The sequence below is a fragment of the Arthrobacter sp. OAP107 genome (assembly GCF_040546765.1).
In the GTDB taxonomy this organism is placed as follows: domain Bacteria; phylum Actinomycetota; class Actinomycetes; order Actinomycetales; family Micrococcaceae; genus Arthrobacter.
This window is the reverse complement of the sequence record NZ_JBEPOK010000001.1, coordinates 2,221,339-2,247,347: the sequence shown is the minus strand read 5'-3', so window position 1 is coordinate 2,247,347 and position 26,009 is coordinate 2,221,339. Positions and strand designations below refer to the sequence as shown.

At 66.0% G+C, this 26,009-nt stretch carries 21 protein-coding genes and 1 tRNA gene; 10 read left to right on the top strand and 12 right to left on the bottom strand.

The window, feature by feature from the left end:
* Positions 1–12: 12 nt before the first annotated feature.
* Positions 13–1,110: a tartrate dehydrogenase gene (locus tag ABIE00_RS10525; protein ID WP_354259927.1), complete on the bottom strand. Its 1,098-nt coding sequence runs from the start codon at positions 1,108–1,110 to the stop codon at positions 13–15.
* Positions 1,111–1,226: 116 nt separating this feature from the next.
* Entirely contained in the window at positions 1,227–2,135 is a 909-nt protein-coding gene (locus tag ABIE00_RS10520) for a LysR family transcriptional regulator (RefSeq protein WP_354259924.1), read from the bottom strand.
* Between the two features lie 164 nt (positions 2,136–2,299).
* Between ABIE00_RS10520 and ABIE00_RS10515 the strand changes: the two genes are divergently transcribed.
* The gene (locus tag ABIE00_RS10515; protein ID WP_354259921.1) at positions 2,300–2,761 is read left to right on the top strand and encodes an SRPBCC family protein; all 462 of its coding nucleotides are present in this window, start codon (positions 2,300–2,302) and stop codon (positions 2,759–2,761) included.
* A gap of 43 nt (positions 2,762–2,804) precedes the next feature.
* Here the strand turns inward: ABIE00_RS10515 and ABIE00_RS10510 are convergent, their stop codons facing one another.
* The 7 genes from ABIE00_RS10510 to ABIE00_RS10480 form a co-directional block, all read right to left on the bottom strand.
* The gene (locus ABIE00_RS10510) at positions 2,805–5,954 is read right to left on the bottom strand and encodes an efflux RND transporter permease subunit (RefSeq protein ID WP_354259915.1); all 3,150 of its coding nucleotides are present in this window, start codon (positions 5,952–5,954) and stop codon (positions 2,805–2,807) included.
* Between the two features lies 1 nt (position 5,955).
* Complete coding sequence (locus tag ABIE00_RS10505) at positions 5,956–6,411, bottom strand: hypothetical protein (protein ID WP_354259913.1); 456 nt, start codon at positions 6,409–6,411, stop codon at positions 5,956–5,958.
* A 15-nt stretch (positions 6,412–6,426) separates the two neighbouring features.
* Positions 6,427–9,576 (bottom strand): efflux RND transporter permease subunit, encoded by a 3,150-nt coding sequence (locus ABIE00_RS10500; protein ID WP_354259910.1) that lies wholly within the window; start codon positions 9,574–9,576, stop codon positions 6,427–6,429.
* Positions 9,577–9,756: 180 nt separating this feature from the next.
* Positions 9,757–11,007, bottom strand: coding sequence for an aminotransferase class V-fold PLP-dependent enzyme (locus ABIE00_RS10495; protein ID WP_354259907.1), 1,251 nt, complete (start codon positions 11,005–11,007; stop codon positions 9,757–9,759).
* Positions 11,008–11,033: 26 nt separating this feature from the next.
* Entirely contained in the window at positions 11,034–12,707 is a 1,674-nt protein-coding gene (mctP, locus tag ABIE00_RS10490) for a monocarboxylate uptake permease MctP (RefSeq protein WP_354259904.1), read from the bottom strand.
* A complete protein-coding gene (locus ABIE00_RS10485) occupies positions 12,704–13,075 on the bottom strand; it encodes a DUF3311 domain-containing protein (RefSeq protein ID WP_354259902.1) in 372 nt (123 codons plus the stop codon). The genes mctP and ABIE00_RS10485 overlap by 4 nt, the downstream gene beginning before the upstream one ends.
* 337 nt (positions 13,076–13,412) lie before the next feature.
* Positions 13,413–13,495, bottom strand: a tRNA-Leu gene (locus tag ABIE00_RS10480).
* A gap of 195 nt (positions 13,496–13,690) precedes the next feature.
* Between ABIE00_RS10480 and ABIE00_RS10475 the strand changes: the two genes are divergently transcribed.
* Both ABIE00_RS10475 and ABIE00_RS10470 read left to right on the top strand, forming a co-directional pair.
* Positions 13,691–14,995, top strand: a complete 1,305-nt coding sequence (locus ABIE00_RS10475; RefSeq protein ID WP_354259900.1) for a M20/M25/M40 family metallo-hydrolase — start codon at positions 13,691–13,693, stop codon at positions 14,993–14,995.
* Positions 14,996–15,003: 8 nt separating this feature from the next.
* Positions 15,004–16,164: an acyl-CoA dehydrogenase family protein gene (locus tag ABIE00_RS10470; RefSeq protein WP_354259897.1), complete on the top strand. Its 1,161-nt coding sequence runs from the start codon at positions 15,004–15,006 to the stop codon at positions 16,162–16,164.
* A gap of 61 nt (positions 16,165–16,225) precedes the next feature.
* On the opposite strand, the gene ABIE00_RS10465 is transcribed toward ABIE00_RS10470, so the two are convergent.
* Positions 16,226–16,459, bottom strand: a complete 234-nt coding sequence (locus tag ABIE00_RS10465) for a DUF5703 family protein (protein ID WP_102973612.1) — start codon at positions 16,457–16,459, stop codon at positions 16,226–16,228.
* 39 nt (positions 16,460–16,498) lie between these two features.
* On the opposite strand from ABIE00_RS10465, the gene ABIE00_RS10460 reads away from it, so the two are divergent.
* Positions 16,499–16,762 (top strand): hypothetical protein, encoded by a 264-nt coding sequence (locus tag ABIE00_RS10460; RefSeq protein WP_331568753.1) that lies wholly within the window; start codon positions 16,499–16,501, stop codon positions 16,760–16,762.
* Positions 16,763–16,764: 2 nt separating this feature from the next.
* Here the strand turns inward: ABIE00_RS10460 and ABIE00_RS10455 are convergent, their stop codons facing one another.
* Positions 16,765–17,703, bottom strand: a complete 939-nt coding sequence (locus ABIE00_RS10455; protein WP_354259893.1) for an aldo/keto reductase — start codon at positions 17,701–17,703, stop codon at positions 16,765–16,767.
* Between the two features lie 50 nt (positions 17,704–17,753).
* Here ABIE00_RS10455 and ABIE00_RS10450 point away from each other — a divergent pair, with 50 nt between their 5' ends.
* On the top strand, positions 17,754–18,587 hold the full coding sequence (locus tag ABIE00_RS10450; protein WP_354259890.1) for an undecaprenyl-diphosphate phosphatase: 834 nt from the start codon (positions 17,754–17,756) through the stop codon (positions 18,585–18,587).
* A gap of 15 nt (positions 18,588–18,602) precedes the next feature.
* Positions 18,603–19,889 carry a cysteine--1-D-myo-inosityl 2-amino-2-deoxy-alpha-D-glucopyranoside ligase gene (gene mshC, locus ABIE00_RS10445; RefSeq protein ID WP_354259887.1) on the top strand — a complete coding sequence of 429 codons (1,287 nt, stop codon included), beginning with the start codon at positions 18,603–18,605 and terminating at the stop codon, positions 19,887–19,889.
* An 82-nt stretch (positions 19,890–19,971) separates the two neighbouring features.
* Here the strand turns inward: mshC and ABIE00_RS10440 are convergent, their stop codons facing one another.
* Entirely contained in the window at positions 19,972–20,877 is a 906-nt protein-coding gene (locus ABIE00_RS10440; RefSeq protein WP_354259885.1) for a PAC2 family protein, read from the bottom strand.
* A gap of 198 nt (positions 20,878–21,075) precedes the next feature.
* Here ABIE00_RS10440 and ABIE00_RS10435 point away from each other — a divergent pair, with 198 nt between their 5' ends.
* From ABIE00_RS10435 to arc, 4 genes are all read left to right on the top strand, one after another.
* Positions 21,076–21,804: an HAD family hydrolase gene (locus ABIE00_RS10435; RefSeq protein WP_354259882.1), complete on the top strand. Its 729-nt coding sequence runs from the start codon at positions 21,076–21,078 to the stop codon at positions 21,802–21,804.
* A gap of 11 nt (positions 21,805–21,815) precedes the next feature.
* The gene (locus ABIE00_RS10430) at positions 21,816–22,985 is read left to right on the top strand and encodes a site-2 protease family protein (RefSeq protein WP_354259879.1); all 1,170 of its coding nucleotides are present in this window, start codon (positions 21,816–21,818) and stop codon (positions 22,983–22,985) included.
* Positions 22,986–23,114: 129 nt separating this feature from the next.
* Entirely contained in the window at positions 23,115–24,182 is a 1,068-nt protein-coding gene (locus ABIE00_RS10425) for a tRNA (adenine-N1)-methyltransferase (RefSeq protein WP_354259876.1), read from the top strand.
* An 81-nt stretch (positions 24,183–24,263) separates the two neighbouring features.
* Complete coding sequence (arc, locus tag ABIE00_RS10420; protein WP_354259873.1) at positions 24,264–26,009, top strand: proteasome ATPase; 1,746 nt, start codon at positions 24,264–24,266, stop codon at positions 26,007–26,009.

Sequence of the window (26,009 nt, the reverse complement as noted above, 5' to 3'; positions counted from 1 at the left end):
TAAGTGCGCGGCCTAGACAGTGGCCAGCGAGTGGGTCAGCGCCGCGATGATCGCTTCGGTGACGTCGTCGGTAGTGGATTCGCCGCCCACGTCGCGGGTCAGGTGGCCGGTGCCGGTGGTCTGTTCGATGGCGGCCTCGACGCGGCGGGCTTCCTCGTGCAGGCCGAAGTGGTCAAGCATCAGGGCTGCGCTGGCGATCGCCCCGATGGGGTTGCTGATGCCCTTGCCGGCGATGTCCGGCGCTGAGCCGTGGACGGGTTCGAACATGCTCGGGAAGCGGCGCTCGGGGTTCAGGTTGGCGCTCGCGGCCAGGCCGAGGCTGCCGGCCAGGGCCGAGCCGAGGTCGGACAGGATGTCGGCGTTCAGGTTGGACGCGACGACGACGGACAGGTCCTCGGGGTGCAGGATGAACTTGGCGCTCATCGCATCGACAAGCACGCTTTCCGTCTGCACGTCGGGGTAGTCCAGGGCCACGCGCCTGAAGGTTTCGTCCCAGAGGACCATGCCGTACTGCTGTGCGTTGGACTTGGTCACCGAGGAGACCTTCTTCACCGTGCGCGTCCGGGCGAGCTCGAAGGCGAACCGCATGATGCGCTCGCAGCCCTTCTCGGTGAACAGCGCGGTCTGCAGGGCCACCTCATTGCCCGGGCCGCGGCCGCTCAGGTTCCGTCCGCCGAGGCCTGCATATTCGCCCTCGGAGTTCTCGCGGACAACGATCCAGTCGAGTTCGGTGTTGTCCGCCTTGCGGAGCGGGGACTGGATGCCGGGGAGGAACTTGACCGGCCGGATGTTGGCCCACTGGTCGAAGTTCTGCGTGATGTTCAGGCGCAGGCCCCACAGGCTGATGTGGTCCGGGACGTTTTCCCAGCCGACGGCACCGAAGTAGATGGCGTCGAAGTCCTTCAGTGCGTCCAGGCCCTTGGGGTCCATCATCTGGCCGGTTTTTTCGAAGTAGCCGCAGCCCCACGGGAATTCGGTCCATTCGAAGGCGAATTTGCCGTCGGAGTTCACTGCCAGCGCGTCGAGGACGCGGCGGCCGGCGGAAACGACTTCCTTGCCGACGCCGTCTGCGGGGATTGAAGCGATGCTGAATGTCTGGGTGGCGCTCATTGCGTTCCTCCTCATTGAGTGTGTTGGCAGGCTCACACTGCCTTTCCTCTTCAAGTAGAGGCCACGCCGGTTGGATGCGTCCAAGACCAAGATTCAATTCGGCAGATAGGTTCAGCCTATGAGTCGGCGTCTGCGTGCTCCTGGGCAACGTGCCGTTCCGCGACGTCGAGGAACGCCCGGGCAGCAGGCGTCAGGCCGTCCTTCCGGCTCAGGATGGCCACATCCAGGTGGGAGACGGGTTCGATCTGCAGGGTACGAAGCCCTGCCTTGTGTGCGGTGGGCGCCCAGGAGGACGGCATAACGGCGTGTCCGACGCCGGCCAGCACCAGTGGCAGTATCGAGGTCCGGTGCGCGACTTCGACGACGATTTCAGCTTTGACGCCGTGGGCCAGTGCATCGTCCACGAGCCAGCGCATCAGCGATCCGCGCTGGCTGGCGATCAGCCGGTGTCCGTCCAGGTCCTCCCGCTGGATGGTGCTCCCGGCGGGGAATGCGTCCGCCGTGGGGTTGACGATGAGGATAAGCGGCTGGCGTTCCACATCCAGGACATTGACTCCCGGGACACGGATGGGGCCGGAGGAGCCGGCCAGCCCTATTTCGGTGCTGCCGCTGCGGACGGATTCGATGACCTCCTCTGGAGTGAAGGCGGCGCTGACGTTGAGGCGGACCTCCGGGTGCAGTCTGGTGAAGGCAGCGGTCATGGACGTCAGCGGCTCGATGCCGGGGGAGGGCATGGTGATGATGTCCAGGCGTCCGCTGCGCAAACCGCGAAGTGCCTGCACGGCGGACTGCGCGGCGTCCAGGTCCCGCATCACCAGCCGGGCGGGACCAACGAGCTCTTTTCCTGCTTCGCTCAGGACTGCCCGGCGCCCGATGCGGTGGAATAGGGGCACGCCCAATTCCTTCTCCAGGCTGGCAATGGTCTGGGACAGGGACGGCTGGGCGATGAGCAGGTGTTCTGCCGCGCGGTTGAAGCCGTCGTGGTCCACCACCGCGAGGAAATACTTCAGCTTCCGGGTGTCCACGCTGGCTCCTGTTCCGGCCCGCCGTGCTGTTCGTCCCGGGCCTGGCCCCGCAGCGCGCCCCGGGGTGGGGCGGACTGCCGGAGCCCTGATAGCTTACGCCTATCAGCGGCTGAGGGCCGTGAGCCGGCAGAGCAGCGCGGTGAAACTGCTGGCATACTCTGGGCATGGCCGTCACCTTTGAAAGCACCACACGGACAACCATCGGGATGACCGAACTGTTCGACCTCTCCCGGAGCATCGATGCCCACAGGGACTCAATGGCCCGCTCGCGGGAGGAAGCCGTCGGTGGCGTCACTTCCGGGCTGATCTCTCTGGGGGAGGAAGTAACCTGGCGCGCCTGGCACTTCGGGCTGCCGATACGGATGACGAGCCGGATTACCGAGATGCAGCAGCCCCACTACTTCGTGGACGAGCAGGTCCGCGGGCCGTTTCGTCACTTCCGCCACGTCCATGAATTCACTGCGGACGGGGCCGGAACCGGAACCATCATGGTGGACAGGATCGACTTCGCGGCGCCGTGCGGGCTCCTGGGACGCCTGGCGGAGAAACTCTTCCTGGCGCGCTACCTCCGCCAACTCATCGAGACGCGCAACCCGCACCTGGCCGCGGGAGCACGGGCTGAGTAATGCCCCCGGCGGTCAGGCGCAGGAGTCCGCTACTGGACTCTGCCTACTGGACTGCAAGCTCCTGAAGGGCGCGCTCCTGTTCTGCCGCTTTCCGGGTTTTCCTTGACTGGGCGAACCGCAGATAGAGCGACGGCACAATGAACAGGTTGAGCAGCGTGGACGTCAGGAGCCCGCCCAGGATGACCACGGCCATCGGGTATTCGATCTCATGGCCGGGGACATCCCCCATGACGACCAGCGGCACCAGGGCAAGTCCGGTGGCAAGGGTGGTCATGAGGATCGGGGAGAGCCTTTCGCCGGCACCCCTCAGCACGAGCGAGCCGCTGAACGGAACGCCCTCAATCCTTTCCAGATGCAGGCAGTGGCTGATGAGCAGGATGCCGTTCCGGGCCGCGATGCCCATGACCGTCAGGAACCCAACGAGCGAACCCAGTGAGAGGACCCCGCCGGTGAAGTAAGCGGCCAGGACTCCGCCCACCAGCGCGATCGGCAGGGTCAGGAGGGCCAGGATGGCCAGCCGCCAGCTGCGGAACGATGCCTGCAGGAGCACGAGGATCAGGATCAGCGCCGCAATGGCGAAAATCGTGAGGCGCTCCGTGGCTGCCTGCCGTTCAGTGTATTCGCCCAGGAGCTGGACGCTGTAGCCGGCCGGCAGGTTCAGGGTTTCCAGGCGTTCCTGCAGTTGTGTGACAACGGCGCCAAGGTCCGCTTTGGGGTCGATGAAGGATCCAACCTCGACCCTGCGGGACCCGTTCGTGCGGTCGATGAGGTTCGGGGTGGACTGCACCTTGACGGCGGCGACGTCGGCAAGCCGCACGCGCTGCCCGTTGGGCGTATCGATGGGCAGGTTCTGGATGCTGGTGAGGCTGGCGCGCGTCTCCGGTGTGCTCCACACCTGGACGTCGTAGGCGCGTCCGTCGCGGAAGACGTCACCCACTTCCTCCCCGGCCACGAGCGTCGCAGCAGCGCGCCGCACGTCCCCGGGCTTGAGGCCGTACCGTTCCGCCGCGGCCAGGTTCACTTTGACAGTGATCTGCGGGACGTCGACTTCCAGGGAAATGTGGGGATCATCGGTCCCCTCAATCTCGCTAAGGACTTGCTTGACCCGCTGGGCCTGTTCGCGAAGCACATCAAGATCGTCACCGTAAACCCGGACCAGGATGGGTTCACTGGCGCCCGTCAGGACCTCTTCGATCCGCTCTTTCAGGTACGTCTGCACGTCCCGGTGCAGTCCCGGGTATCCGTCCACGACCTCCTGGACGGCGGCGACTGTCTCCTCGTAATTGGCATGCCGGTCAATGCTGATCCAGTGCTCTCCGGCGTTAACGCCAACGATTTCGTCTGCCTGGAACGCCTGGCCAATATGTGTTCCGCAGTTAAGGACTCCCGGCACCTTGAGGAACGCCGCACAGCCCCGCTGGGCGATGCGGTATTCCTCCGCTGCCGAGGTGCCGGGTTCCGAAACCCAGTGCATCAGGAAGTCGCGTTCCTTGAACGTGGGGAACAGGGACTGCCCCAGCAGCGGGGCAATCGCCAGCCCGACCAGCGCAAGCGCGCCGAAGCCGGCGTAGCCGTAGCGCGGCCGGTTCATGATCCGGGACAGGACCGCATGGTAGCCGCGTTTGAGCACCCGGACCAGCGGGGGATCGAGTTGCTCCAGCTTCGCCCGGGCCAACAGGATCAGGGCCAGTGCCGGCGTGACAGTCAGGGCCACGAGCATCGATGCGAGGACTGCCAGTGTGTAGGAGACGGCAAGAGGTCTGAAGAACACTCCCGTGAGCCCGTTCAGGAAAAAGATGGGCAAGGCGGCAACCACGATGATCAGCGTGGCATAGACGATCGGGCTGCGCATTTCCAGGGAGGCCTTCAACACCACGGACGCCGTCGATTCACCGCCGCCGTAGGCGCGGTGCTGCCTTAGCCGGCGCATGATGTTTTCGACGTCGATGATCGCATCGTCGACGACGACCCCCACCGCTATGACCAGCCCCGCCAGGATCATGGTGTTGACCGAGCCGCCGGTGAGGTAGAGCACCATGACGGCGGTGAGCAGGGACAGCGGTATGGCGATCAGGCTGATCAGCGCTGTGCGCCACTGGAACAGGAACGCGCTCAGGATCATGACCACCAGCAGGCATCCCAGCAGGAGGGCGAGACTGAGGTTGGAAATGGCCTCCTCGATGAAGCTCGCCGGGCGGAAGATGGTGGTGTCGAAGGTGACACCGCTCAGTCCGGGCTGGAGTTCGTGGAGGGCCTCCTCAACGCCCTTGGTGACGTCGAGAGTGTTGCCCCAGGGGAGCTTCTCGACAATCAGCATCAGGCCGTGGCCGTTGTTGATGACGGCGTCACCGATCAGCGGCTGGTGGTCCTCCACCACCCGCGCCACGTCACCCAGGTGCAGGGCGGTGCCGTGGTCCTCACGGATGGTCACCTTGGCCAGGTCCGCGGGGCTGGTAATCGGCTGGACGTGGCGGATGCTCATCTGCTGGTTCGGGCTGCCGACGAAGCCGCCGGTGCCGATGAATTTCCCGGGTGAGTACTGAAGCAGGCCGGCGTCCACAGCCCCGGCCGTTACCTCCATGACCTGGTTGAGCGAGACATGCTTGGCCTTGAGCCGCTCCGGCTGGACCTGGACCTGAAGCATCTGGAGCCGCTCGCCCCAGATCGCGACGTTGGCCACGCCCGGAACCCGCAGCAGCCGGGCCCGGATGGTCCAGTACGACAGCATGGACATCTCGATCAGGGACCGCTTGGAGGACGTCATGCCGATTTTCATCACACGGCTGGTCGAGGACAGCGGCTGCAGCATGACCGGGGGCGCTGCCCACGTGGGCAGGGCCGCCGTCACCGCGGCCATCCGCTCCGATACCTGCTGCCGCGCGTTCAGCAGGTCCGTGCCCTGTTTGAAGATCAGGATGATCGAGGAAAGCTGGGGCACCGATTTTGACCTCAGCTCATCCAGGCCCGGCATGCCGGACAGGGACGCCTCGATCGGCACGGAGACAAGCTCCTCGACCTCCTGGGCCGTAAGCCCCAGGCATGCAGTCTGGATCTCGACCTGCGGGGGAGCGAACTCCGGGAAGACATCCAGGGATGCCTTACTAAGCTGGACCGATCCCAGCAGCATCACCACGCACGCGATGGCTACCACGATCGTCCTGAACCGGAGGCTGATTCCTACGATCCACCGCATGTCAGCTCGCCACATCCAGTTCAGCGCCGAAGAGTTCTTCGGCGCCCACGGTGACCACAGTCGTGCCCGCGGCCGGACCGTCGCTTAGCGTGGCCACGTCGCCGTCGATCCGCTCCACGATGACGGGCTGGCGGAAGTAGACCCGTGGCCCGGCTATCGTGTAAACCCAGGTCTTGCCTTCGCTGTCGTAGAGGATCGCCAGGTAGGGGACGGTAAGCTTCCCGCTCTTGGCATCCCGCTTCGTCGCCGACGTCTCGAGGCCAATGTTCCCCGCGGCGTGTTCGTTCAGCGTGATCCGCTTCAGGTCGGTTCCCGGTACCTCCTCAAGGCTCGCGGCAACGTCACCGGCCGCCGCAGTCTCCGGCGACGGCTGGCTGCAGGCCGGCAATGCCTGGGTCAGCAGACCCAGGACGGTAAGGACCATCAGGCCGCGCATCCGCGGCGACGTCGTTGTCATGATGCATTCCGGCTTTCACAGGCTTCGGGCTTCGGCAACTGCGGGATCTGTCGCGGGTTGTGTCCCGGCCTGGCCGTGTTCGAAGCGGAGCAGGATGGCGGGGAGCACAAACAGGACGAAAAGCGTGGTGGTCAGCAGGCCACCCCAGATGATGATGGCGATCGGCTGGATGACCTCGGTGCCTGTCACCCCGCCCAGGAGGACAAGCGGAACAAGGGCGACGGCGGTGGTCACCACGGATGCCAGGGTCGGCTTGAGCCTATCCCGGGCGGCGCGGATCACGAGGGCGGGCCCGGCGGCTTCGCTTTGACCGGCGCGGAGGTTCCTGACCTCGCCGGCGAGCAGCAGGCAGCTGCGGACTGCTATGCCCAGGACCGCGGAGAACGCGACAAACGCCGCCAGATAGTTGGCTTCGCCGTCGGCCAAGGCGGCAATGACGGCGCCTGACAGGGACGCGATCAGTCCGAGGAACACCGCGGCTGCGAGCCGCCACCCGCCGAGCGCTGTCTGCAGCAGCACCAGGATGCCGAAGGCAGCTACGCCTGTAAGCAGCCACAGCCACTGGAAGCTGGACTGCTGCTGTGCAAACTGGGTGAGGATCTCCGCGTGGTACGACACCGGGAACTGGATCTGCTGCAGGCCCCTGTCGATGTCCTGCTGCACCTCAGCCAGCCCGCGCCCCTGGATGTCCGCCTTGACATCCACACGCCGCGAAGTGTCGTCATGCAGGATGACCGCATCGTTGGGAACGATGGTCACCTCGGCCACGTCGCCAAGTCGCATATGCCGGCCAGTGGGGGTGTCGATCAGCAGCTCACGGACGCTGGTGAGGCTGTTCCGGGTTGCCGGCGTTCCCTTGACCACCACGGAGAAGACCTTCTGCTGTTCGTAGACGTTGCCCACCTCGATGCCCTGCAGCAGCGCGGCCGCCGCACGCCGGACATCGCCGGGTATGAGGCCTGCCTTCTGTGCTTTCGCCAGGTCCACCTTGACCTGGACGGTGGGCTGTTCAACAGGGGCATCGACCCTGGGATTCACCACGCCGGCCGTGTGCGCCAGAAGCTGCCGCACCTCCTCGGCCTTTGCCCGAAGGGTGGCCATATCCACGCCGTAGACCCTGACGCCGAAGCCGGAATCGGCAGCCGCCCGGATCTGGTCAATTTTCTGTTGGGGGTAGGTGGAAACTGTTGCGCTCAGGCCCGGGTACCCGGCCACGACGCGTCGCACGTCCTCGAAGGTGCTGGAGTACGAGGCATCCTTCGCCACTCCCACCCACAGCTCCCCGGAGCTGATGTCACCCACCTGGTCGGACGTAACGGCACGGCCAACCTCGGCGGCAACGTTGGAAACGCCCTGCACGGCACGCAGTTCGCGGGCCGCGGCGTCGGTGATCCGGACCATCTCCTGGTCAGAGATGCCGGGAGCGGCACTCCACTGGACCACCAGCGTGTTGTCTGCCAGTACCGGCACCACTGGATGGTTGGGGACCAGTTGCGGTGCCAGCGCCAGCGTGGCGAGCGCCATGACTGCCGCGGCGGCGAAGACCAGCGCGGACTTGCCGGGCTGGCGGGACAGCGTCCGCCCATACCGGAGCCGGAGCCGCTGCATGGCCTGGCGCTCGCGGCCCCGGGCCGCAGATGCCGGGGGCAGGAAGAACACCAGGGCCGCCGTCACTGTTAGCGCCACGGCCATGGAGACGCCCAGGGCGAGCAGATACGTCAGCACCAGGGGTCCGAACATGGCCCCGTTCTCGCCGGGGACAAAGAGCATGGGGAGCACGCTCAGTGCCATGATCAGCAGCGCGTAGAAGAGCGAGGTGCGGACAGGCCGCAGTGCCTCCGCAAGCATGACGCCCCTGGAGTCCCCGGCGTCCGTTCCGCGGGAGGCGCGGTACGCCCGGGCGGCGCAGTTCAGGTCTTCCGCCACGTCCCCGATGATGACGCTGAGGGCGAGGATCATGCCGGCGAAGACCATGGTGTTCAATCCGGCCCCGCGGAGGGTTATCAACAGGGCCGCCGCAAGAAGGGAGAGCGGAATGGCGATCAGGCTGATGAGTGCCCTGCGCCAGGACCGGAAGACCACTCCGAACGCCACCGCCACCAGGAGCAGCGTGACGAGCAGCGCAACGCCAAGGGTGCCCATTTCCTGTTCGACATACGACTCTTGCCGGTACACGTTCGTGTCAACGGTGACGCCCGGCAGTCCGGGCTGGAGCTCGCGCAGCGTCTCGTCGAGCCCACGCGTCACTTCCGCGGTGTTCGTCTCCGGGAACTTCTCAATCACCAGCAACAGCTCGGCGTCCTGGCCGGGTTGCGCATCGCCGATCAGCGGCTGGTGATCCGTCTGGACCTGGGCGACATCCCCGAGAGGCAGTTTGCTGGAGGTGCCCTGGAGGCTGACTTTGCCGAGGTCCTCGGGCGTGGTGATGGGCAGGACGTGCTGGACTCCCAGCCTCTGGTGTCCCGTCTCCAGGAAACCGCCCGTGCCCGGTGTTGAGGCCTCAAGGTAACTCAGCGGCGACACCCACACGGAGTTGCCTGTGGTCCTGATGACCTGGTCCAAAGTGACGCCCTTGGCCTCCAGCTGCTTGGGGTCCACGAGCACCTGCAGCTGCTGGTCACGCTGGCCCCAGATGGAAATGTTGGCCACTCCGGGAACGGCCAAAAGTGCCGGCTTCATGGTCCACCGCGCCAGAACGGACATGTCGATGGGGGACATGTCCTTTGACGTGAGCTTGACCATCATCACCCGGCTGGTGGAGGACAGCGGCTGCATGAGCACAGGCGCTGCTGACACGTTGGGCAGCGCCCTCGCCTGGGTCAGGCGCTCGGCGACGAGCTGGCGTGCCCGGAACATGTCCGTCCCCGGCTGGAAGACCAGCTGGATGGAGGACAGGCCGGGAAGCGACTTGGATCGGATCGCCTCCACCCATGCCACGCCGTTCAGCAGGTCGGCCTCCATGGGCGACGTGATGAGCTGTTCGACTTCGGCAGCGGAGAGGCCGAGCGCCTCGGTCTGTATCTCGACCTGCGGCGGTGCGAACTCGGGGAAGGCGTCAACCGGCATGCTGGGCAGCGCGGTGAAGCCGTACCCGAGGACGCCTGCGGCCACAACCAGGACCAGGATCCTGAACTGCAGAACCCAGCCCAAAACCGCGCCCATCATGGCCTGTTCACCGCCAACGTCATTCCCTCTGGATTTACGGTGAACGACAGGCTGCGGGTGCAGCCAAGCCGACGGCGATGTCGGTGTTTGCCGGGCAGTTCGGAGGGTGTCGGCGTTTCAGGAAGCACTGCATGGGGGTTCACCGTCACATCCGCTCTGGCGTGACCGGGAAAAGACGTCTCAACTGCAGAATAAATGCTCACGGCGCGGCTCCATTGCGTTTGCCATAGCGCCCCCCCAAACGTCTAGGAGAATGATGGTCCTCCCAAAGGGCCACGTCAATGGCATCGGCTGGAGCCGTTTTCCAGCGGGCTCAGCGGCCCGCAATGAGCTCTGCGACCCGGACCAGCTCTTCCTCGAGATTGTAGAAATGGATAGCCAGCCGAATGCTGCCGGCCCGGACGGACACAACCACGTTCGCATGGCGCAGCCGGTCCATGACGGCTCCGGATCGTCCACCGGAACGGAGATGATGGTGGAGCGGTGCGGTTCGGGGAAGGAGCGGTAGCTGACGCCTTCCGCCTCCAGCGCGTTCCGCAGGTGAAGGGCAAGCCGCGCGTTGCGTTCGAGGACCGGGCCGATACCGAACCGGTGCAGGACAGCAAGCGCCGCCTGGTCGGCCAGCGCGGGAAACCAGGCCAGCGACGCGTCCAGCTTGGACGCCGTCGGGGACAGGTCCATGTCCGGACCAAGGAAGCTTTCGAGCGGCAGCCGGGCGGCTTTCCAGCCCGGCACGACGGGTCGGAGACGGTCGATCAGTCCCGGGCGGACGTAGAGGTAGCCCATGCCGCGCGAGCCGAGCAGGAACTTGTGGCTGGCGGTGGCGAGGAAATCCACGCCATCGCGCGCCACGTCAAGGGGAACGGCACCGGCCGCCTGGCATGCATCCACGAAAAACCATGCGCCCGAGTCGGCCGCAGTGCGGCTGAGGGAGGCCAGGTCCGCCCGGAAACCGGTGACGGGGTGCACGGCACTGACAGCGATGAGCCGGGTGCCGCCGTCGGCCGCCCGGGTGAGGGCCTCGGCCGGCACCACGTCCCCTTCCGCTGCGACAGCACGGACGTCGTAGCCACGATCCCGGAGCAGAAGCCAGGGGTAGTAGTTCGACGCGAATTCGTTCTCGGCCACAACGATGTTTTCACCGCTTCCGGCGGGCGGCAGGTTGGCGGCAACAATCCCCGCCGCGGTGCTGACAGCGGGGACGATGGCGATGTCTGCCGCTGTGGCTCCGATGATCGCGGCGAACATGCCGCGGGCGTCATCGCCGGCCTGCTCTGCTTCCATCCAGTCGAACCGCCCTGCCGACCAGCGCCCCAGGGCCAGTTCATAGGCCTGCCTGGCAGGCGTGCAGCCGGCGCACATGGTGGCAGTGTTGAGGTAGATGGTGTCCTTGAGGCCGGGGAAAAGCCCGCGGATGTCGCTGACGTTCATTGCGTGGACCTTCAGAGTCACCGCTACTACACCGGTGACGGTCCTCCTGGTTCAACGAACCGCTGGGTCCGCTCGATCTCGGCAACCTTCGGGTCCGTTTCATCGGCGCCGTAGTCCGACCGGCGTGTCTTGTCCTCGCCCTGGGGCACCTTGAGCGCGCGCAGCACCAGGGTCAGTGCGACGGCGACAAGCAGGTTGAGCACAAACGCCGACACGGCGATGTACACGGTGAAACCGGTCCCGGGGACGGGAGCAATGGAGCCACCGAAGTGGGCATGCGTGACTGGGTTGATGACGCTGTAGGCCGAGGCGGTGCCGAACGCAATGCCCACAGCCCATCCAGCCAGCAGCGCCCAGCGGTCAAACCACCGCGTGTAGAGGCCCGCCACAACCGCCGGGAAGGTCTGCAGAATCCAGATGCCGCCCAGCAGCTGCATGTTGATGGCTGCGGACTGGTCCATGGCAATGACGAAAATCAGCGCACCGACCTTCACCACAAGCGAGACAATCTTGGACACCTTCGCCTCGGTCTTGGGGTCGACTTCAGGCCGGAGGAAATCCCGGTAGATGTTGCGGGTAAACATGTTCGCCGCGGCAATGGACATGATGGCCGCCGGCACCAGCGCCCCGATGGCGATGGCTGCCAGCGCCACCCCTGCGAACCACGCGGGGAAGTGGTCCAGGAACAGCTGCGGCACCACGAGCTGTGGGTTGACCGACCCGTTCAGGTCGATCGGCCTGGTGCCGGCCTTGATGGCCACAAAACCCAGCAGTGCAAGGAAGCCGAGCATGAGCGAGTACAGCGGCAGAATTGCGGCGTTGCGCCGGATGGTATTGCGCCCCTTGGACGCGAGCACACCGGTAATGGAGTGCGGGTACATGAACAGTGCCATGGCCGACCCGAGCGCCAGCGTCCAGTACGCCGAGTAGTTCGCGGCCGACGGAATGAACACCCCGTTGGGCTTGCCCGTCGCGTCGTTCACGGTGTCCAGCTTCGTTTTCGCCGCCCCGAAGATGGCGTCCCACCCGCCGAACTTGATCGGCAGGTAGATGACCGCAACGATCACCGCCAGGTAGATCAGCAGGTCCTTGACGACCGCGATCATCGCCGGCGCCCGCAACCCCGAGGTGTAGGTGTATGCGGCCAGCACGACGAACGCCAGGATGAGCGGCAGGTCCGTCAGCAGCACGTTCTCCGAGCTGCCCAGGCCGAGCACGGTGAGGACGGCCTTGATGCCTACCAGCTGGAGGGCGATATAGGGCATGGTTGCCACAATGCCCGTGACGGCGATGGCGAGGGACAGCCACCGGCTCCCGTAGCGGCCGCCCACGAAGTCCGCCGAGGTGACGTAGCCGTGCCGGTGGGACACCGACCAGAGCCGGCTCATGATGATGAAGATGATGGGGTAGAGGACGATCGTGTACGGGACGGCGAAGAAGCCGCTGACCGCGCCCGTCGCCCACATCGCAGCCGGAACCGCCACGAACGTGTAGGCGGTATAGAGATCGCCGCCCAGCAGGAACCAGGTAATCCATGTCCCGAAGCCGCGTCCACCCAGCCCCCATTCGTCGAGGCTGTGCAGTCCCTCGCTCTCCGCCGTCCGGCGCCACCGGGCGGCGAGGAAGCCCATGACGGCGACAACGACGAAGAGCAGCACCACGATGATGAGGGCGACCCAGTTGATCTCGCGCCCGTTCATGACCGCTCTTCTCCGTTAGCTTCGTCCGCGTCGGCGTCGGCAGCGCCCGCGCGGATCGCCGCCCGCCGTCGTCGGTCTTCCGTTGTCACGAGCCAGTACGCCACGCCGCTCAAGGCTGCGGAAATGGGAACCCAGAGCAGCTGGTACCAGTAGAAGAAGGGCATGCCGCCCAAGGTTGGGGCACTGAACGAGTAGGTCTGCGGCATGAGCGGAAGCAGGATCGCCACGGAAAGCAGGACGCCGGCGACGACGTACGGCGCACGCCGTGCCGGGCCACGGGTTGCAGTATTGCGGGTTGGCTGTCCGGCGCCCGGGGGAGCCCCCGGGACGGGGCGCCGTTTCGGGTCAGGACGATCTTGATGGGACACCCGACGACCTCCTTGTCAGCCCGTCTCCCGCACGCCGGTTTGCCGGAGAGCGGTGAGGCGAAGGTTACAAATGTTGCCCTCCAGTTCCTTTTTACGCCCGTCGGCAGCGCTCGGGAAGAGCATGGCCGGTGCCGTCACAGTCAGTAACGCGCCTGACTTTTCTTGATCATCAGCAGTGCGTTTTCGGGGCCTTTTCCGGCAGACGGCAGAAGAACTATGCCCAGCTTTGCAGCGCCGGACCCGGGCGGCGGGGTTGCCGGGTTGGGTGCGTCCCGGAGTTTGGGAAGAAACGAAAAAACCCCCGGGAATCCATTGGATTCCCGGGGTTTTCCCTTTGTGCGCGGAGGGGGACTTGAACCCCCACCCCCTTTCGAGGACTAGCACCTCAAGCTAGCGCGTCTGCCATTCCGCCACCCGCGCAGGTGGTATTTCGGAGGACTCTCTCACGCCTTTCAGCGGTTCGCTTCTCTCCGAAGCAGCGAGAAAAACTCTAACACGAACTTTCCGGAAAGATGGAATCGAGTCGACTGGGTAGGCTGAACCCGGGAGTTACGGCCGCCAAAAGCCGCCACAACCCGCATGAATCCGCGTTTCCCCCGCTACAAGGAGTGATCAATGTCTCACGTTCGGCCAGAGGATGAAGTCGTCACCATCTGCCAGGAGCTCATCCGCATCGATTCATCCAACTACGGGGATGGCTCGGGTCCCGGCGAACGCGCGGCGGCCGAATACACCGCAGGCCTGATCAGCGAGGTGGGGCTGGAGGCGGAAATCTTCGAATCGGAACCGGGCCGGGCCAGCGTGGTCACCCGGATGGCGGGCGAGGACCCCTCTGCCAGCGCCCTCGTGGTCCACGGCCACCTGGACGTGGTGCCCGCCCTCCGTGAGCAGTGGTCCGTGGACCCGTTCAGCGGCGAGCTCAAGGACGGCCTGATCTGGGGCCGCGGCGCGGTGGACATGAAGGACATGGATGCGATGATCCTGTCCGTGCTGCGCAACTTCGCCCGCACCGGGCGCAAGCCCAAGCGGGACATTGTCTTTGCGTTCTTTGCCGATGAGGAGGCGGGCGGCGTGCACGGCGCCCAGTACGCGGTGAAGCACCGGCCCGAGCTGTTCGAGGGTGCCACCGAGGCCATTTCCGAAGTGGGCGGCTTCTCGACCACCATCGGCGGCCAGCGCGCCTACCTGCTGCAGACGGCAGAAAAGGGCATCTCCTGGCTCCGGCTCGTGGCGCACGGCCGCGCCGGCCACGGCTCGCAGATCAACACTGACAATGCCATCACCCGTCTCGCCGGCGCCGTAACCCGCATCGGTGAGTACCAGTGGCCCATCGAGCTGACCGCCACCACGCGCCAGTTCCTGGACGGCGTGACGGAACTGACCGGCGTCGAATTCGATCCCGACAACCCGGAACTGCTGCTGAAGGAACTGGGCACGGTGGCCCGCTTCGTGGGGGCCACGCTGCAGAATACGTCCAACCCGACGCTGCTGGGCGGCGGCTACAAGCACAACGTCATCCCCGAGTCCGCTGAGGCACTGGTGGACTGCCGGACCCTCGCGGGCCAGCAGGACCAGGTCCTCGAGATCGTCAAGGAGCTGGCGGGCAGCGGCGTTGACGTCAGCTACGTGCACAACGATGTCTCCCTGGAAGTGCCGTTCGCCGGTAACCTGGTCGACTCGATGATCGACGCCCTGCACTCTGAAGATCCGGGCGCGAAGGTTCTCCCGTACACCCTGTCCGGCGGCACCGACAACAAGTCGCTTTCCAAGCTCGGCATCACCGGCTACGGCTTCGCACCCCTGCAGCTGCCGGACGACCTCGACTTCACCGGCATGTTCCATGGCGTCGACGAACGGGTTCCTGCGGAATCGCTGAAGTTCGGCGCCCGCGTCCTGAATACGCTGCTCACCAACTACTGAGGCTAGCGGTGGAACCGGAACAGCTGCTGCCCGACAGCCTGCTCGAACGGATCCGGGGGCGGGCAGCGGAGTACGACCAGCAGAACCGCTTTTTCACGGAGGATCTGGAGGAGCTCGCCGCCGCCGGGTACCTGAAGCTTTTCGTGCCGAAGTCCGACGGCGGGGCGGGCCTGGGTCTGGAGGCCGCGGTCCGCTGCCAGCGGCGACTGGCGACGGCGGCTCCCGCCACCGCGCTGGCCGTCAACATGCACCTGGTCTGGACAGGCGTAGCCCGCGTCCTCGCTGCACGCGGCGACTCTTCCCTGGACTTCGTGCTGCAGGAGGCAGCGGCGGGGGAGGTCTTCGCCTTCGGCAACTCGGAGGCCGGCAACGACTCCGTTTTGTTCGATTCGCTGACAGAGGCAAGGCCCCTGCCGGACGGCGGGTACTCGTTCACGGGCACCAAGATCTTCACGAGCCTCTCGCCGGCCTGGACGCGCCTGGGCATCTTCGGGAAGGACCCTGCTGCACGCGACGGCGACGGCGAACTGGTGCACGGCTTCATCCGGCGGGACACTCCCGGCTACCGGATCCTGGAGGACTGGAACACGCTGGGCATGCGGGCCAGCCAGTCCAACACCACCATCCTGGACGGTGCAGTTGTCCCGCCCGGCCGCATCTTCCGGAAGCTCCCGGTGGGTCCCAACCCGGATCCGCTGATCTTTGCGATCTTCGCGTGCTTTGAGACCCTGCTTGCGGGCGTCTACGCGGGCATCGGTGAGCGGGCCCTGGTGCTGTCCGTGGAAGCCGCCAGGCGCCGGACATCATTCAAGAACGGCGGCCGGAGCCTGGCGCAGGATCCCGACATCAGGTGGAAGGTGGCCGAGGCCGCCATGGCCATGGATGCGCTCTACCCCCAGCTTTCGGTGGTGGCCGGCGATGTGGACCGCGTGGCGGACCACGGCAGCCAGTGGTTTCCCAAGCTGGTGGGCGTCAAGGTCCGGGCCACGGAAACGGCGCGGACTGTGGTGGACCTTGCCATCCGGGTCTCCGGCGGCTCCAGCTACTTCCGCGGTTCGGAACTGGAGCGCCTGTACCGTGACGTCCTGGCCGGAATGTTCCACCCCTCGGACGACGAGTCGGCCCACAACACCGTGGCCAACGCCTGGCTGGGCCCGCTCGAAGACTAGCGGGGCGCAGCACATAGCGGGCGCGCATCATCGCGGTGCGCGCCCGGAAGGCCGGAGCGGCCTAGACGGTACGCTGCACCTGAGTGACCCGGCGGCGCAGCCAGAAGCGCCTGCCGCCACCCACGTACAGCCTGCTGCGCTCGAGTTCCCACTTGCCGTACTCGGAGTGTTCCACGAGCCGGCGCCGGGCTTCGGGCAGGGAATCCTCAGGACCGACGGTCAATACGAGGTACTCGTATTGACGTGCGTAGTCCCGTTCCCGCAGGACCGAGCTGGTCAGAAAATGTTCCTTCATTGCTCTCCATTTTCGTCCTTTTCCCGCTAACGTGAAGGCATGAGCATCGATCCGCGTGTCGCGCTTCAGTCCTTGACTGCCGCTTTGGAAGAACACCTTGCAGCCGCCTCGGCCCGCCGCGGGGATGGTGACCCCTCAGTGGAGACGGCATTCTTTGCAGTTGCCGATGCCTTCGAAGTCTATGAGGACGCCCTTTATGAGGCCTACAACGAAGTGACGCCGCTGCAGGTTTTCGATGACGAGGAAGACGAAGAGGAAGAGGGCGAAGTCGACGACGAGGATCTCGAAATCGTCGAAGAGTAACCCTAGGCCAGGCTGCTGGAGACATCCTCCAGGGCACGTGCTATTTCCGCCGGCAGCGGCGTGAGCTGGGCATCCAGGATTTCCTTGAGCTGGACCGGCATGCGCGCACCCACGATGGCGGTAGCCACTCCGTGTTGGGACAGCAGCCAGCTGAGCGCCACGTCCAGGGACGAACGGCCCAGCCCGCGGGCCGCCATGGCAACAGCCTCAACCACCTGCGACGAGGGCTGCTCAAGGTAGGGCTCCACGTAGTTGGCCAGCCGGGTGCCGGCCGCCCTGGAATCGGCGGGCACATGACCGCGGTACTTGCCGGTGAGGACGCCGCGGCCCAGCGGCGCCCACGCCATCAGCCCCAGGCCCGCGTCCTCGATGGCCGGCACCAGTTCCGCCTCGGGCCCGCGCCGCAGGAGCGAGTACTCGGACTGGTTGGCCACGAGCGGGAATTCCGCGATGGCGGCGGCCTTGGCGGTCTGCCAGCCGTTGTAGTTGGCGATTCCCGCATAGCGGGCCCGTCCGCTGCGGACGGCGAAGTCGAGGGCGGACAACGTCTCGCCAAGCGGGACGTTGGGGTCCCATGCCTGGGCGAGCCAGAGATCGACGTAGTCGGTGCCGAGCCGCGCCAGGCTGGCATCCAGTCCGGACAGCATGGCGTTCCGTGACGCGTCCACCCGCTGCCGCCCGTCCGACGGCGACACGCCGGCTTTGGTGGAGATGACCACTTCCGTGCGGGAGACGACGTCGCCCAGCATCGACCCGAGCATGGCTTCAGCCTGGCCGTCCGCATAGGAGGCAGCGGTGTCCACGAGCGTCCCGCCGGCGTCCACGAAGGTGCGCAGCAGCTCCGAGGCATCCTGCTCGTCCGTTTCACGGGACCACGACATAGTACCCAGGGAGAGGGAGGAGGCGCGGAGCCCGCTGTTGCCGATGTAACGCTGCTGCATAGCAGCTAGCTTACGGGGAAACCACCCGCATCATGACGTAGGGTCTTAGCGTGAACTGGATTGAAGCGGCCCTGCTGGGTCTTGTGCAGGGACTGACCGAATTCCTCCCGATTTCATCGAGCGCCCACCTCCGGATTGTGGGGTCCTTCCTGCCGAATGCGGCGGACCCCGGCGCGGCCTTCACCGCCATCACACAGCTCGGCACGGAGACGGCCGTCATCGTCTACTTCTGGCGGGACATCGTCCGGATCGTGAAGGCCTGGTTCGGCTCGCTGACCGGGCGGGTCCCGCGCCAGGACCCGGACGCCCGGATGGGCTGGCTGGTGATTCTGGGCAGCCTGCCCATCATCGTCCTGGGCCTGCTGTTCCAGGACCAGATCGAATCAGTCCTGCGGAGCCTGTGGATCGTTGCCACCATGCTGATCGTCTTCGGCCTCATCCTCGCCGTGGCGGACGCCGTCGGCAAGCAGGACCGGGACCTCTCCAGGCTCACCTACAAGCACGGCATCCTCTACGGCTTCGCCCAGGCCATGGCCCTGATTCCGGGTGTTTCCCGCTCCGGCGGCACCATCACGGCCGGGCTCCTCATGGGCTACACGCGTGAAGCCGCCGCCCGCTACTCCTTCCTGCTTGCCATCCCTGCAGTTTTCGGCAGCGGCCTTTACCAGCTCTTCAAGGTGGTGGCCAAGGACGGCGTGAGCGGCCCCTTCGGCCTGGGGGAGACAGCCCTGGCAACGGTGATTGCGTTCGCGATCGGCTACGTCATCATCGGCTGGTTCCTGAAGTTCATCTCAACGCGGAGCTACCGGCTGTTTGTCTGGTACCGCATCTTCCTGGGCCTCGCCCTGTACCTGCTGCTCGGTTTCAATGTCATCAGCGCCTAGCACTAGGCTTGGTCTGTGAAGTCCTGGATCTCCCGCCCCGTGCCTGTCCTGCCGGGGGAAATGCCCGCGCTCCGCTTGTTTGACACAACCGCGGACCGCGCCGTAACCCTGAATGCCGATGGCGAAAAGTCGATGTATGTCTGCGGGATCACCCCGTATGACGCGACCCACATGGGCCACGCCGCCAGCTACATAGCGTTTGACCTCCTGAACCGCGCCTGGCGCGACGGCGGGCAGCAGGTTGCCTACGTCCAGAACATCACCGACGTCGATGACCCGCTGCTGGAGCGTGCCGAGGCCACCGGCGTCGACTGGCGTGAACTGGCCGAGAGCCAGATCGAGCTTTTCCGGACCGATATGGAAGCCCTCAACGTCCTCGCCCCCGACCATTACGTAGGTGCCGTTGAAGCCATGCCGCTGATCGTGCCCGCGATTGAACGGCTCCTGCACCTGGGACTGGCCTACCGCGTCACCGGCACCCCCGGCGAGCCCGACGGCGACGTCTACTACGACGTCGAAGCTGCCAGCAAGCACGCCGTCGGCGTGGACGCCTGGACACTCGGCGCCGTCTCCGGACTGACCGAAGCCGAGATGCTGGAACTGTTTGCCGAACGGGGCGGCGACCCCGGCCGGGCAGGCAAGCGCCAGGCCCTCGACCCGCTGCTGTGGCGCGTGGCCCGCGACGGCGAGCCCAGCTGGCCCGGCGGCGAGCTGGGGGAGGGCCGCCCCGGCTGGCACATCGAGTGCACCGTCATAGCCCAGAAGTACCTCCCCGCTCCCTTCACCGTGCAGGGCGGCGGCTCGGACCTGGTCTTCCCGCACCACGAGATGGGCGCCGGGCACGCCTACTCACTGTCCGGTGTTCCCCTCGCCGAGCACTTCGCGCATGCCGGCATGGTGGGCCTCGACGGCGAAAAGATGTCCAAGTCCAAGGGCAACCTGGTCCTCGTCTCCAAGCTCCGCGCTGCCGGTGAAGAACCTGCGGCCATCCGCCTTGCCATCCTGGCGCACCATTACCGGTCCGACTGGTCCTGGACGGCGGAAGGCTTCGAGCAGGCGAAGGCGCGCCTCGAACGGTGGCGTTCAGCGCTGGCAGCCGCGCCCGCCGGAACCGCCGTCGAACTGATCGGGCAAATGCGCGAAGCCCTTGCCGACGACCTGGATGCCCCGACAGCCCTGGCAGCCGTCGACCAATGGGCAGACGCGGCCCTTGGCAACCCAGGCCACGCCGGCAGCGCGTCTGAAGCAGACCAGGCTTTGGTGCGCGACGCCGTCAACGCGCTTCTCGGCGTCGAACTCTAACGCCATTTAGACGGTTCCCTGCCCGTTAGACGTTACGCAACGTCTAACGGGCAGGGAACCGTCTAAACGGGGGAGCCGGCCCTTAGGGCTTGTCCTTGCCCCGCCGCTTCAGGTAGCGCTCAAACTCGCGCGCAATGGATTCACCGCTGGCCTCGGGCAGGTCGGCGGTGTCCTTGGCTTCCTCCAGCTGCCGTACGTACGCGGCGATTTCGGGATCCTCGGTGGCCAGTTCGTTGACGCCGCGCTCCCACGCCTCGGCCTCTTCGGCGAGTTCGTGGGTGTCCAGCGGAACCTGGAGCAGTTCCTCGATGCGGTGCAGCAGCGCCAGCTGTGCCTTGGGTGACGGGGCCTGGGCAACGTAGTGCGGTACCGCAGCCCAGAGGGAGACCGTGGGGATGCCGGCGAGCAGGGATACCTCGGACAGTACCCCCACAATTCCCACCGGTCCTTCATACTGCGAAGCCTCGAGGTTCAGCCGTTCCCGGAGTGCACTGTCGTCAGTGGAGGTGCTGACCGGGATGGGGCGGCTGTGCGGCACGTCCGCCAGGAGCGCTCCCACCAGGACCACGTAGTCAACGTGGAGCGCCTCGGCGTGAACCAGCAGTTCCGCCGTATACGCGCGCCACTTATAGGACGGTTCGGTTCCCTGGATGAAAATAACGTCCACGTTGGTGCCGGGGGCGCTGGCCTTGTAGATCCGCGTGGACGGCCACTTGATCTTGCGTTCGCCGGAGGAAGTGCGGCGGACGGTGGGCCGGGTGAACTGGAAGTCGTAGTACTCGTCGGCGTCGATGGACGCGACCTTCTTCCCGCCCCACAGCTTGTTGAGGTAACGGAGCGCATCGCTGGCGGCTTCCCCCGCGTCATTCCAGCCCTCGAACGCAGCCAGCATCACAGTAATGCGCTGACCTTCGGGAACAGGCTGCAGCAGCTGCTCCGTCTCAGGCGCGGTGCCCGGTTCGTTGGTGTCTCCCTCGAAGCTATTCATCCCTTCACCCTACGTCCACAAGTGTTGCTGTTGCATAGAACGAACCGCCGCAGATCCGGACAAACCCCTGTCCCATCGGGTCATTCGTGCGGAACACCCCTCCCGGTCATCCCTGCAGGCCGGCGTGATATTCGCCGACGGCGGACGCCCGGGGGCCTGCGGCAGGGCGCCGCCGGGCGGCCCGGTACAGTGGAAAGTATGGAATCTGCCGCCGCTCAGCCCTTGCTCAAAGCCGTTTTATGGGACATGGACGGCACCATTGTTGACACTGAACCGTACTGGATCGAAGCCGAGCACAACCTTGTCGAGGCCTACGGGGGGACGTGGTCGCACGAACAGGCCATGCAGCTCGTGGGGCAATCGCTGGTGCACTCGGCCGGCATCCTCCAGCGCGCCGGCGTGCGCCTGGAGATCCGCGAGATCATCGATACCCTCACCGCGCAGGTGATCAGCCGCGTCCGGGAAAACGTGCCGTGGCGTCCAGGCGCCCGCGAACTGCTGGATGAACTGTTCAACGCCGGCGTGCGTTGTGCCCTTGTGACCATGTCAGAGGCGCCGCTGGCCCGCGAGATTGTGGCGAGCCTGCCCCGGCCCTACTTCGAGTTCCTCGTCACCGGTGACACCGTGACCAAGGGCAAGCCGCACCCGGAGGCATACCTCAAGGCGATGGACCTGCTGAAGCAGGCGGACCCCCAGCTCACCGTCGACCACTGCGTGGCGCTGGAGGACTCGGAGCCGGGTGTTGCCGCTGCCGTGGGGTCGGGCGCCGTGACCGTGGCCATTCCGCACCTGGTGCCGCTGCCGGAGGACGCCCGCAGGACCACCTGGGACACCCTCGCGGACCGCTCGGTGGGCGAACTCGAGGAGCTGGTCAGGCTCCGCCTCGGCTCCCGCGAATCGGCGGCAGCTTTCGAGAACGTCAACTAAGGAGCCCGAACGTGTCTGAGCCCGCGGGATCCGGTCAGCAGCCCCCGGCCGTGAAGGCCCCTGCCAGCCGCCGGGAGGGAATCCCGCTCGGCAGGATCGCCGGTATCCCCATCGTCCTGGCCTACTCATGGTTCATCATCGCCGGCTTCACGGTGATCGTGTACGGACCCGTGCTGCAGCACGGCACCCCGTCACTCGGTATCGGGGCGTACTACGTGGCGTTCGCCTACGCGCTGCTGCTCCTGCTCTCGGTGCTCGTCCACGAGCTCGCGCACGCGCTGACGGCCAAGGCCTACGGGTGGCCCAGTGAGAAAATCGTGCTCAACCTGTGGGGCGGCCACACCCAGTTTGAAAGCTTCACCGCCACCCCCGGGCGGTCCGTGCTGGTAGCCATGGCCGGGCCCGCCGCCAACTTTGTGCTCGCCGGGGCGGCCTGGCTGGTGATTTCCTCGGGCGGACTGTCCGGCGTCGCGGACACCCTCCTGAACATCTTCTTCTGGGCGAACCTCGTGATCGGCATCTTCAACGTGCTGCCCGGGCTGCCGCTGGACGGCGGCCGCCTGGTGGAGTCCGCCGTCTGGAAGGCAACCGGCAGCCATGCCAAGGGAACTATCGCCGCGGGCTGGGGCGGACGCATCATCGTCATCGCGCTGGGCCTGTGGTTTTTGGTCCGGCCCCTGCTCAGCGGGGACGTTCCGGACACCAGCATGCTGCTCATTACCATCCTGGTCGGCGGTTTCCTGTGGATGGGCGCCTCCGCCTCGATCCAGCAGGGCCGCCTGCGCAGCAGGCTCCATCTGGTCAGCGCCGCCGCGCTGGCCGAACCCGCCGTCGGCCTTCCCGAAACGGGCAGCGTCAGCGACGTCCTGGGGGCAGCAGCAGGCGGCCGGACCGCCGTCGTGCTTTGCGCTCCGGACGGCAGGCCCAACAGCGTGGTGGACCCCGCGGCCCTGGCCGCCGTACCGGCCCAAGTGGCCCGCAGCACGCCCGCCGGAGCGGTCGCTTACCCCCTCGGAGCCGGCGCCTACGTGCCTGAATGGTCCAAGGGGCAGGAGCTGCTCCAGTACCTGGCGCAGCTCGAAGGGCACGACTACGCGGTGGTCGACCACAACGGCCGGGTCACCGGACTGCTGCGGCAGTCCACCGTGGTGACGGCCATAACAGGCAAGGCCCCCCGCTGAACACGCGCCGGCACGGCCGGAACCGGTAGAGTTACGTGCCGGTCGTGAAATCGGCAGCGGGTGCACGGCGCCCTGCCCGACCGCCACGGTGCACGCCAACACAGCTTTCACAGGAGCGAGGACACAGTCATGAGCAGCGAATCTGCCGCCAACGGAACCAGCACGGGCCCTTCCTCCGGCACTGCAGCCGGGACGGCGGACCAGCCGGTGGGCGCTGCCCGGCGGCGCGGCCCCTTCCGGGAAGGCGAACGGGTCCAGCTGACGGACGAGCGCGGGCGCATGAACACCATCAGCCTCGAGTCCGGCGGAGCCTTCCACACCCACCGGGGCTTCCTCAACCACGATGACATCATCGGCAAGGTGGACGGCTCGGTGGTGGTCAACAACGTCGGCCAGCAGTACCAGACGCTCCGCCCGCTGCTGTCCGACTTCGTCCTGTCCATGCCCCGCGGCGCGGCGGTGGTCTACCCCAAGGACGCCGGCCAGATCATCACCATGGCCGACATCTTCCCCGGTGCCCGTGTGGTGGAAGCAGGCGTGGGCTCAGGCGCACTCTCCATCTCGCTGCTGCGTGCCGTGGGGGACCAGGGCTACCTGCACTCCTTTGAACGCCGCGAAGAATTCGCCGCTATCGCCCGCGGCAACGTGGAGACCATTTTCGGCGGCCCGCACCCGGCGTGGCAGATCTCCCTCGGGGACTTTCAGGAGGAAGTGGTCCGCACCGAAGAGCCCGGCTCCATCGACCGCGTGGTCCTGGACATGCTGGCACCCTGGGAATGCCTTGACGCGGTAGCCACCGTCCTGGCTCCCGGCGGCGTGTGGATCAACTACGTCGCCACCGTCACCCAGCTCTCCCGCACGGCGGAGGCCATCCGCGCGGACGGCCGCTTCACCGAACCGGACGCCTGGGAATCCATGGTCCGCGGCTGGCACCTCGAAGGACTGGCCGTGCGCCCGGACCACCGCATGGTGGCCCACACCGGCTTCCTCCTGGTCACCCGGCGGCTCGCCGACGGCGTCACCGGCATCTCCGTTAAGCGGCGCCCCTCCAAGACCGAGTTCAACGAGGAGGACGTCAACGCCTGGACACCCGGCGCCGTGGGGGAGCGCCTCGTCTCCGACAAGAAGCTCCGCCGGGCCGCGCGGGACGCAATCGCCGGCACCAACGTGAAGGACGATCCGGAGATTACAAACTAGTCCGTATTTCGGATGTCGTCGGCTCTACCAGCCAACTTGGGGCTATGGTCTTAAGAGAAGCGCAGGAAGGGGCTGATGATCATGGAGACTCCAAACAACGACTCCGTGCCAACGCCGGCTGAACAGGCTGGCGCCAACGAACTGTCTGTCGCGGACCGGCAGGTCAATATCCTTAGGGACAAACTGAGGCATATCGACCGCCAACTGGCAGCTGCCACGCAAAACAACACCAAGCTCGTGGCGATGCTGGAAACTGCCAAGGCCGAAATACTCCGGCTGAAGAACGCCCTGGACCAGGAGGGGCAGCCGCCATACAGTTTCGGCACCATCCTCCAGCTGAACCCGCGGCGGCAGGCCACAGGCAGCGGCCAGGCAGCCACCGAGGAATCGGTGGACATCTTCAACGCCGGCCGCAAGATGCGGGTTGGCATCAGCCCCCTGGTCAACATCAACCAGTTGGCCGTCGGCCAGGAGGTCCTCCTCAACGAGGCGCTCCTGGTGGTGGCCGGCCTTGGCTATGAGCGCGCGGGCGAACTCGTCACGCTCAAGGAAATGCTCGGTCCGGACCGTGCCCTGGTGCTGGGCCGTGCCGACGAGGAGCGCGTCATCCGGCTCGCCGGCCCGCTGCTGAGCGAGAAGCTGCGGGTAGGCGACGCCCTGTCCATCGATTCCCGCACAGGGTACGCCCTCGAAAAAGTCCCTCGCTCCGAGGTTGAGAACCTCGTCCTGGAGGAAGTCCCGGACATCACCTACGAGGACATCGGTGGACTGGGCCCGCAGATCGAGCAGATCCGGGACGCCATCGAACTGCCGTTCCTGCACCCTGACCTGTACCGCGAGCACGGGCTAAAGGCGCCCAAGGGCATCCTGCTCTACGGCCCTCCGGGCTGCGGCAAGACCCTCATCGCCAAGGCAGTGGCAAACTCGCTGGCCGCACGCGCCGCGGAACGCTCGGGCAACGTAGACCTGAAGAGCTACTTCCTCAACATCAAGGGCCCCGAACTCCTCGACAAGTACGTCGGCGAAACAGAACGCCACATCCGGCTGATCTTCTCCCGGGCACGCGAAAAGGCCTCGGACGGCAGCCCCGTAGTGGTCTTTTTCGACGAGATGGATTCGCTCTTCCGCACCCGCGGCACGGGCATCTCGTCCGACGTCGAAACCACGATTGTGCCGCAGCTGCTGAGCGAGATCGACGGCGTGGAGCGGCTGGACAACGTCATTGTCATCGGTGCCTCCAACCGCGAGGACATGATCGACCCCGCTATCCTGCGCCCTGGCCGCCTGGACGTGAAGGTCAAGATCCAGCGTCCCGACGCCGAGGCCGCGGCGGACATCTTCAGGAAATACATCACCCCGGACCTGCCCTTCCACGAGGACGACCTGGTGGAGCACGACGGCGATGTGCTGGCGACCGTTGATGCCATGGTCCAGCGGACCGTGGAGTCGATGTACTCGACGGAGAAATCCAACGAGTTCCTGGAAGTCACCTACGCCAACGGCGACACCGAGATGCTGTACTTCAAGGACTTCAACTCCGGTGCCGTGGTCCAGAACGTCGTGGACCGTGCCAAGAAGTACGCCATCAAGGACCTCCTGACGACGCAGCAGAAGGGCCTGCGCATCGACCACCTGCTGCGCGCCGTCGTCGATGAGTTCCGAGAGCACGAGGACATGCCCAACACCACCAATCCCGATGACTGGGCACGCATCTCCGGCAAGAAGGGTGAGCGCATCACGTACATCCGCACCATCGTCCAGGGCAAGGCCGGCCAGGAGCCCGGCAAATCCATCGAGACAATGCCCAACACGGGCCAGTACCTGTGA

Bases quoted from the DNA above. Each gene is read 5' to 3' on its own strand.
- ABIE00_RS10505 (WP_354259913.1), bottom strand. From the start codon at position 6,411: ATGACAACGACGTCGCCGCGGATGCGCGGCCTGATGGTCCTTACCGTC.
- mctP (WP_354259904.1), bottom strand. From the start codon at position 12,707: ATGAACGGGCGCGAGATCAACTGGGTCGCCCTCATCATCGTGGTGCTG.
- arc (WP_354259873.1), top strand. From the start codon at position 24,264: ATGGAGACTCCAAACAACGACTCCGTGCCAACGCCGGCTGAACAGGCT.
- ABIE00_RS10515 (WP_354259921.1), top strand. From the start codon at position 2,300: ATGGCCGTCACCTTTGAAAGCACCACACGGACAACCATCGGGATGACC.
- ABIE00_RS10510 (WP_354259915.1), bottom strand. From the start codon at position 5,954: ATGCGGTGGATCGTAGGAATCAGCCTCCGGTTCAGGACGATCGTGGTA.
- ABIE00_RS10425 (WP_354259876.1), top strand. From the start codon at position 23,115: ATGAGCAGCGAATCTGCCGCCAACGGAACCAGCACGGGCCCTTCCTCC.
- ABIE00_RS10495 (WP_354259907.1), bottom strand. From the start codon at position 11,007: ATGAACGTCAGCGACATCCGCGGGCTTTTCCCCGGCCTCAAGGACACC.
- ABIE00_RS10465 (WP_102973612.1), bottom strand. From the start codon at position 16,459: ATGAAGGAACATTTTCTGACCAGCTCGGTCCTGCGGGAACGGGACTAC.
- ABIE00_RS10455 (WP_354259893.1), bottom strand. From the start codon at position 17,703: ATGCAGCAGCGTTACATCGGCAACAGCGGGCTCCGCGCCTCCTCCCTC.
- ABIE00_RS10440 (WP_354259885.1), bottom strand. From the start codon at position 20,877: ATGAATAGCTTCGAGGGAGACACCAACGAACCGGGCACCGCGCCTGAG.
- ABIE00_RS10500 (WP_354259910.1), bottom strand. From the start codon at position 9,576: ATGATGGGCGCGGTTTTGGGCTGGGTTCTGCAGTTCAGGATCCTGGTC.
- ABIE00_RS10475 (WP_354259900.1), top strand. From the start codon at position 13,691: ATGTCTCACGTTCGGCCAGAGGATGAAGTCGTCACCATCTGCCAGGAG.
- ABIE00_RS10460 (WP_331568753.1), top strand. From the start codon at position 16,499: ATGAGCATCGATCCGCGTGTCGCGCTTCAGTCCTTGACTGCCGCTTTG.
- ABIE00_RS10525 (WP_354259927.1), bottom strand. From the start codon at position 1,110: ATGAGCGCCACCCAGACATTCAGCATCGCTTCAATCCCCGCAGACGGC.
- ABIE00_RS10435 (WP_354259882.1), top strand. From the start codon at position 21,076: ATGGAATCTGCCGCCGCTCAGCCCTTGCTCAAAGCCGTTTTATGGGAC.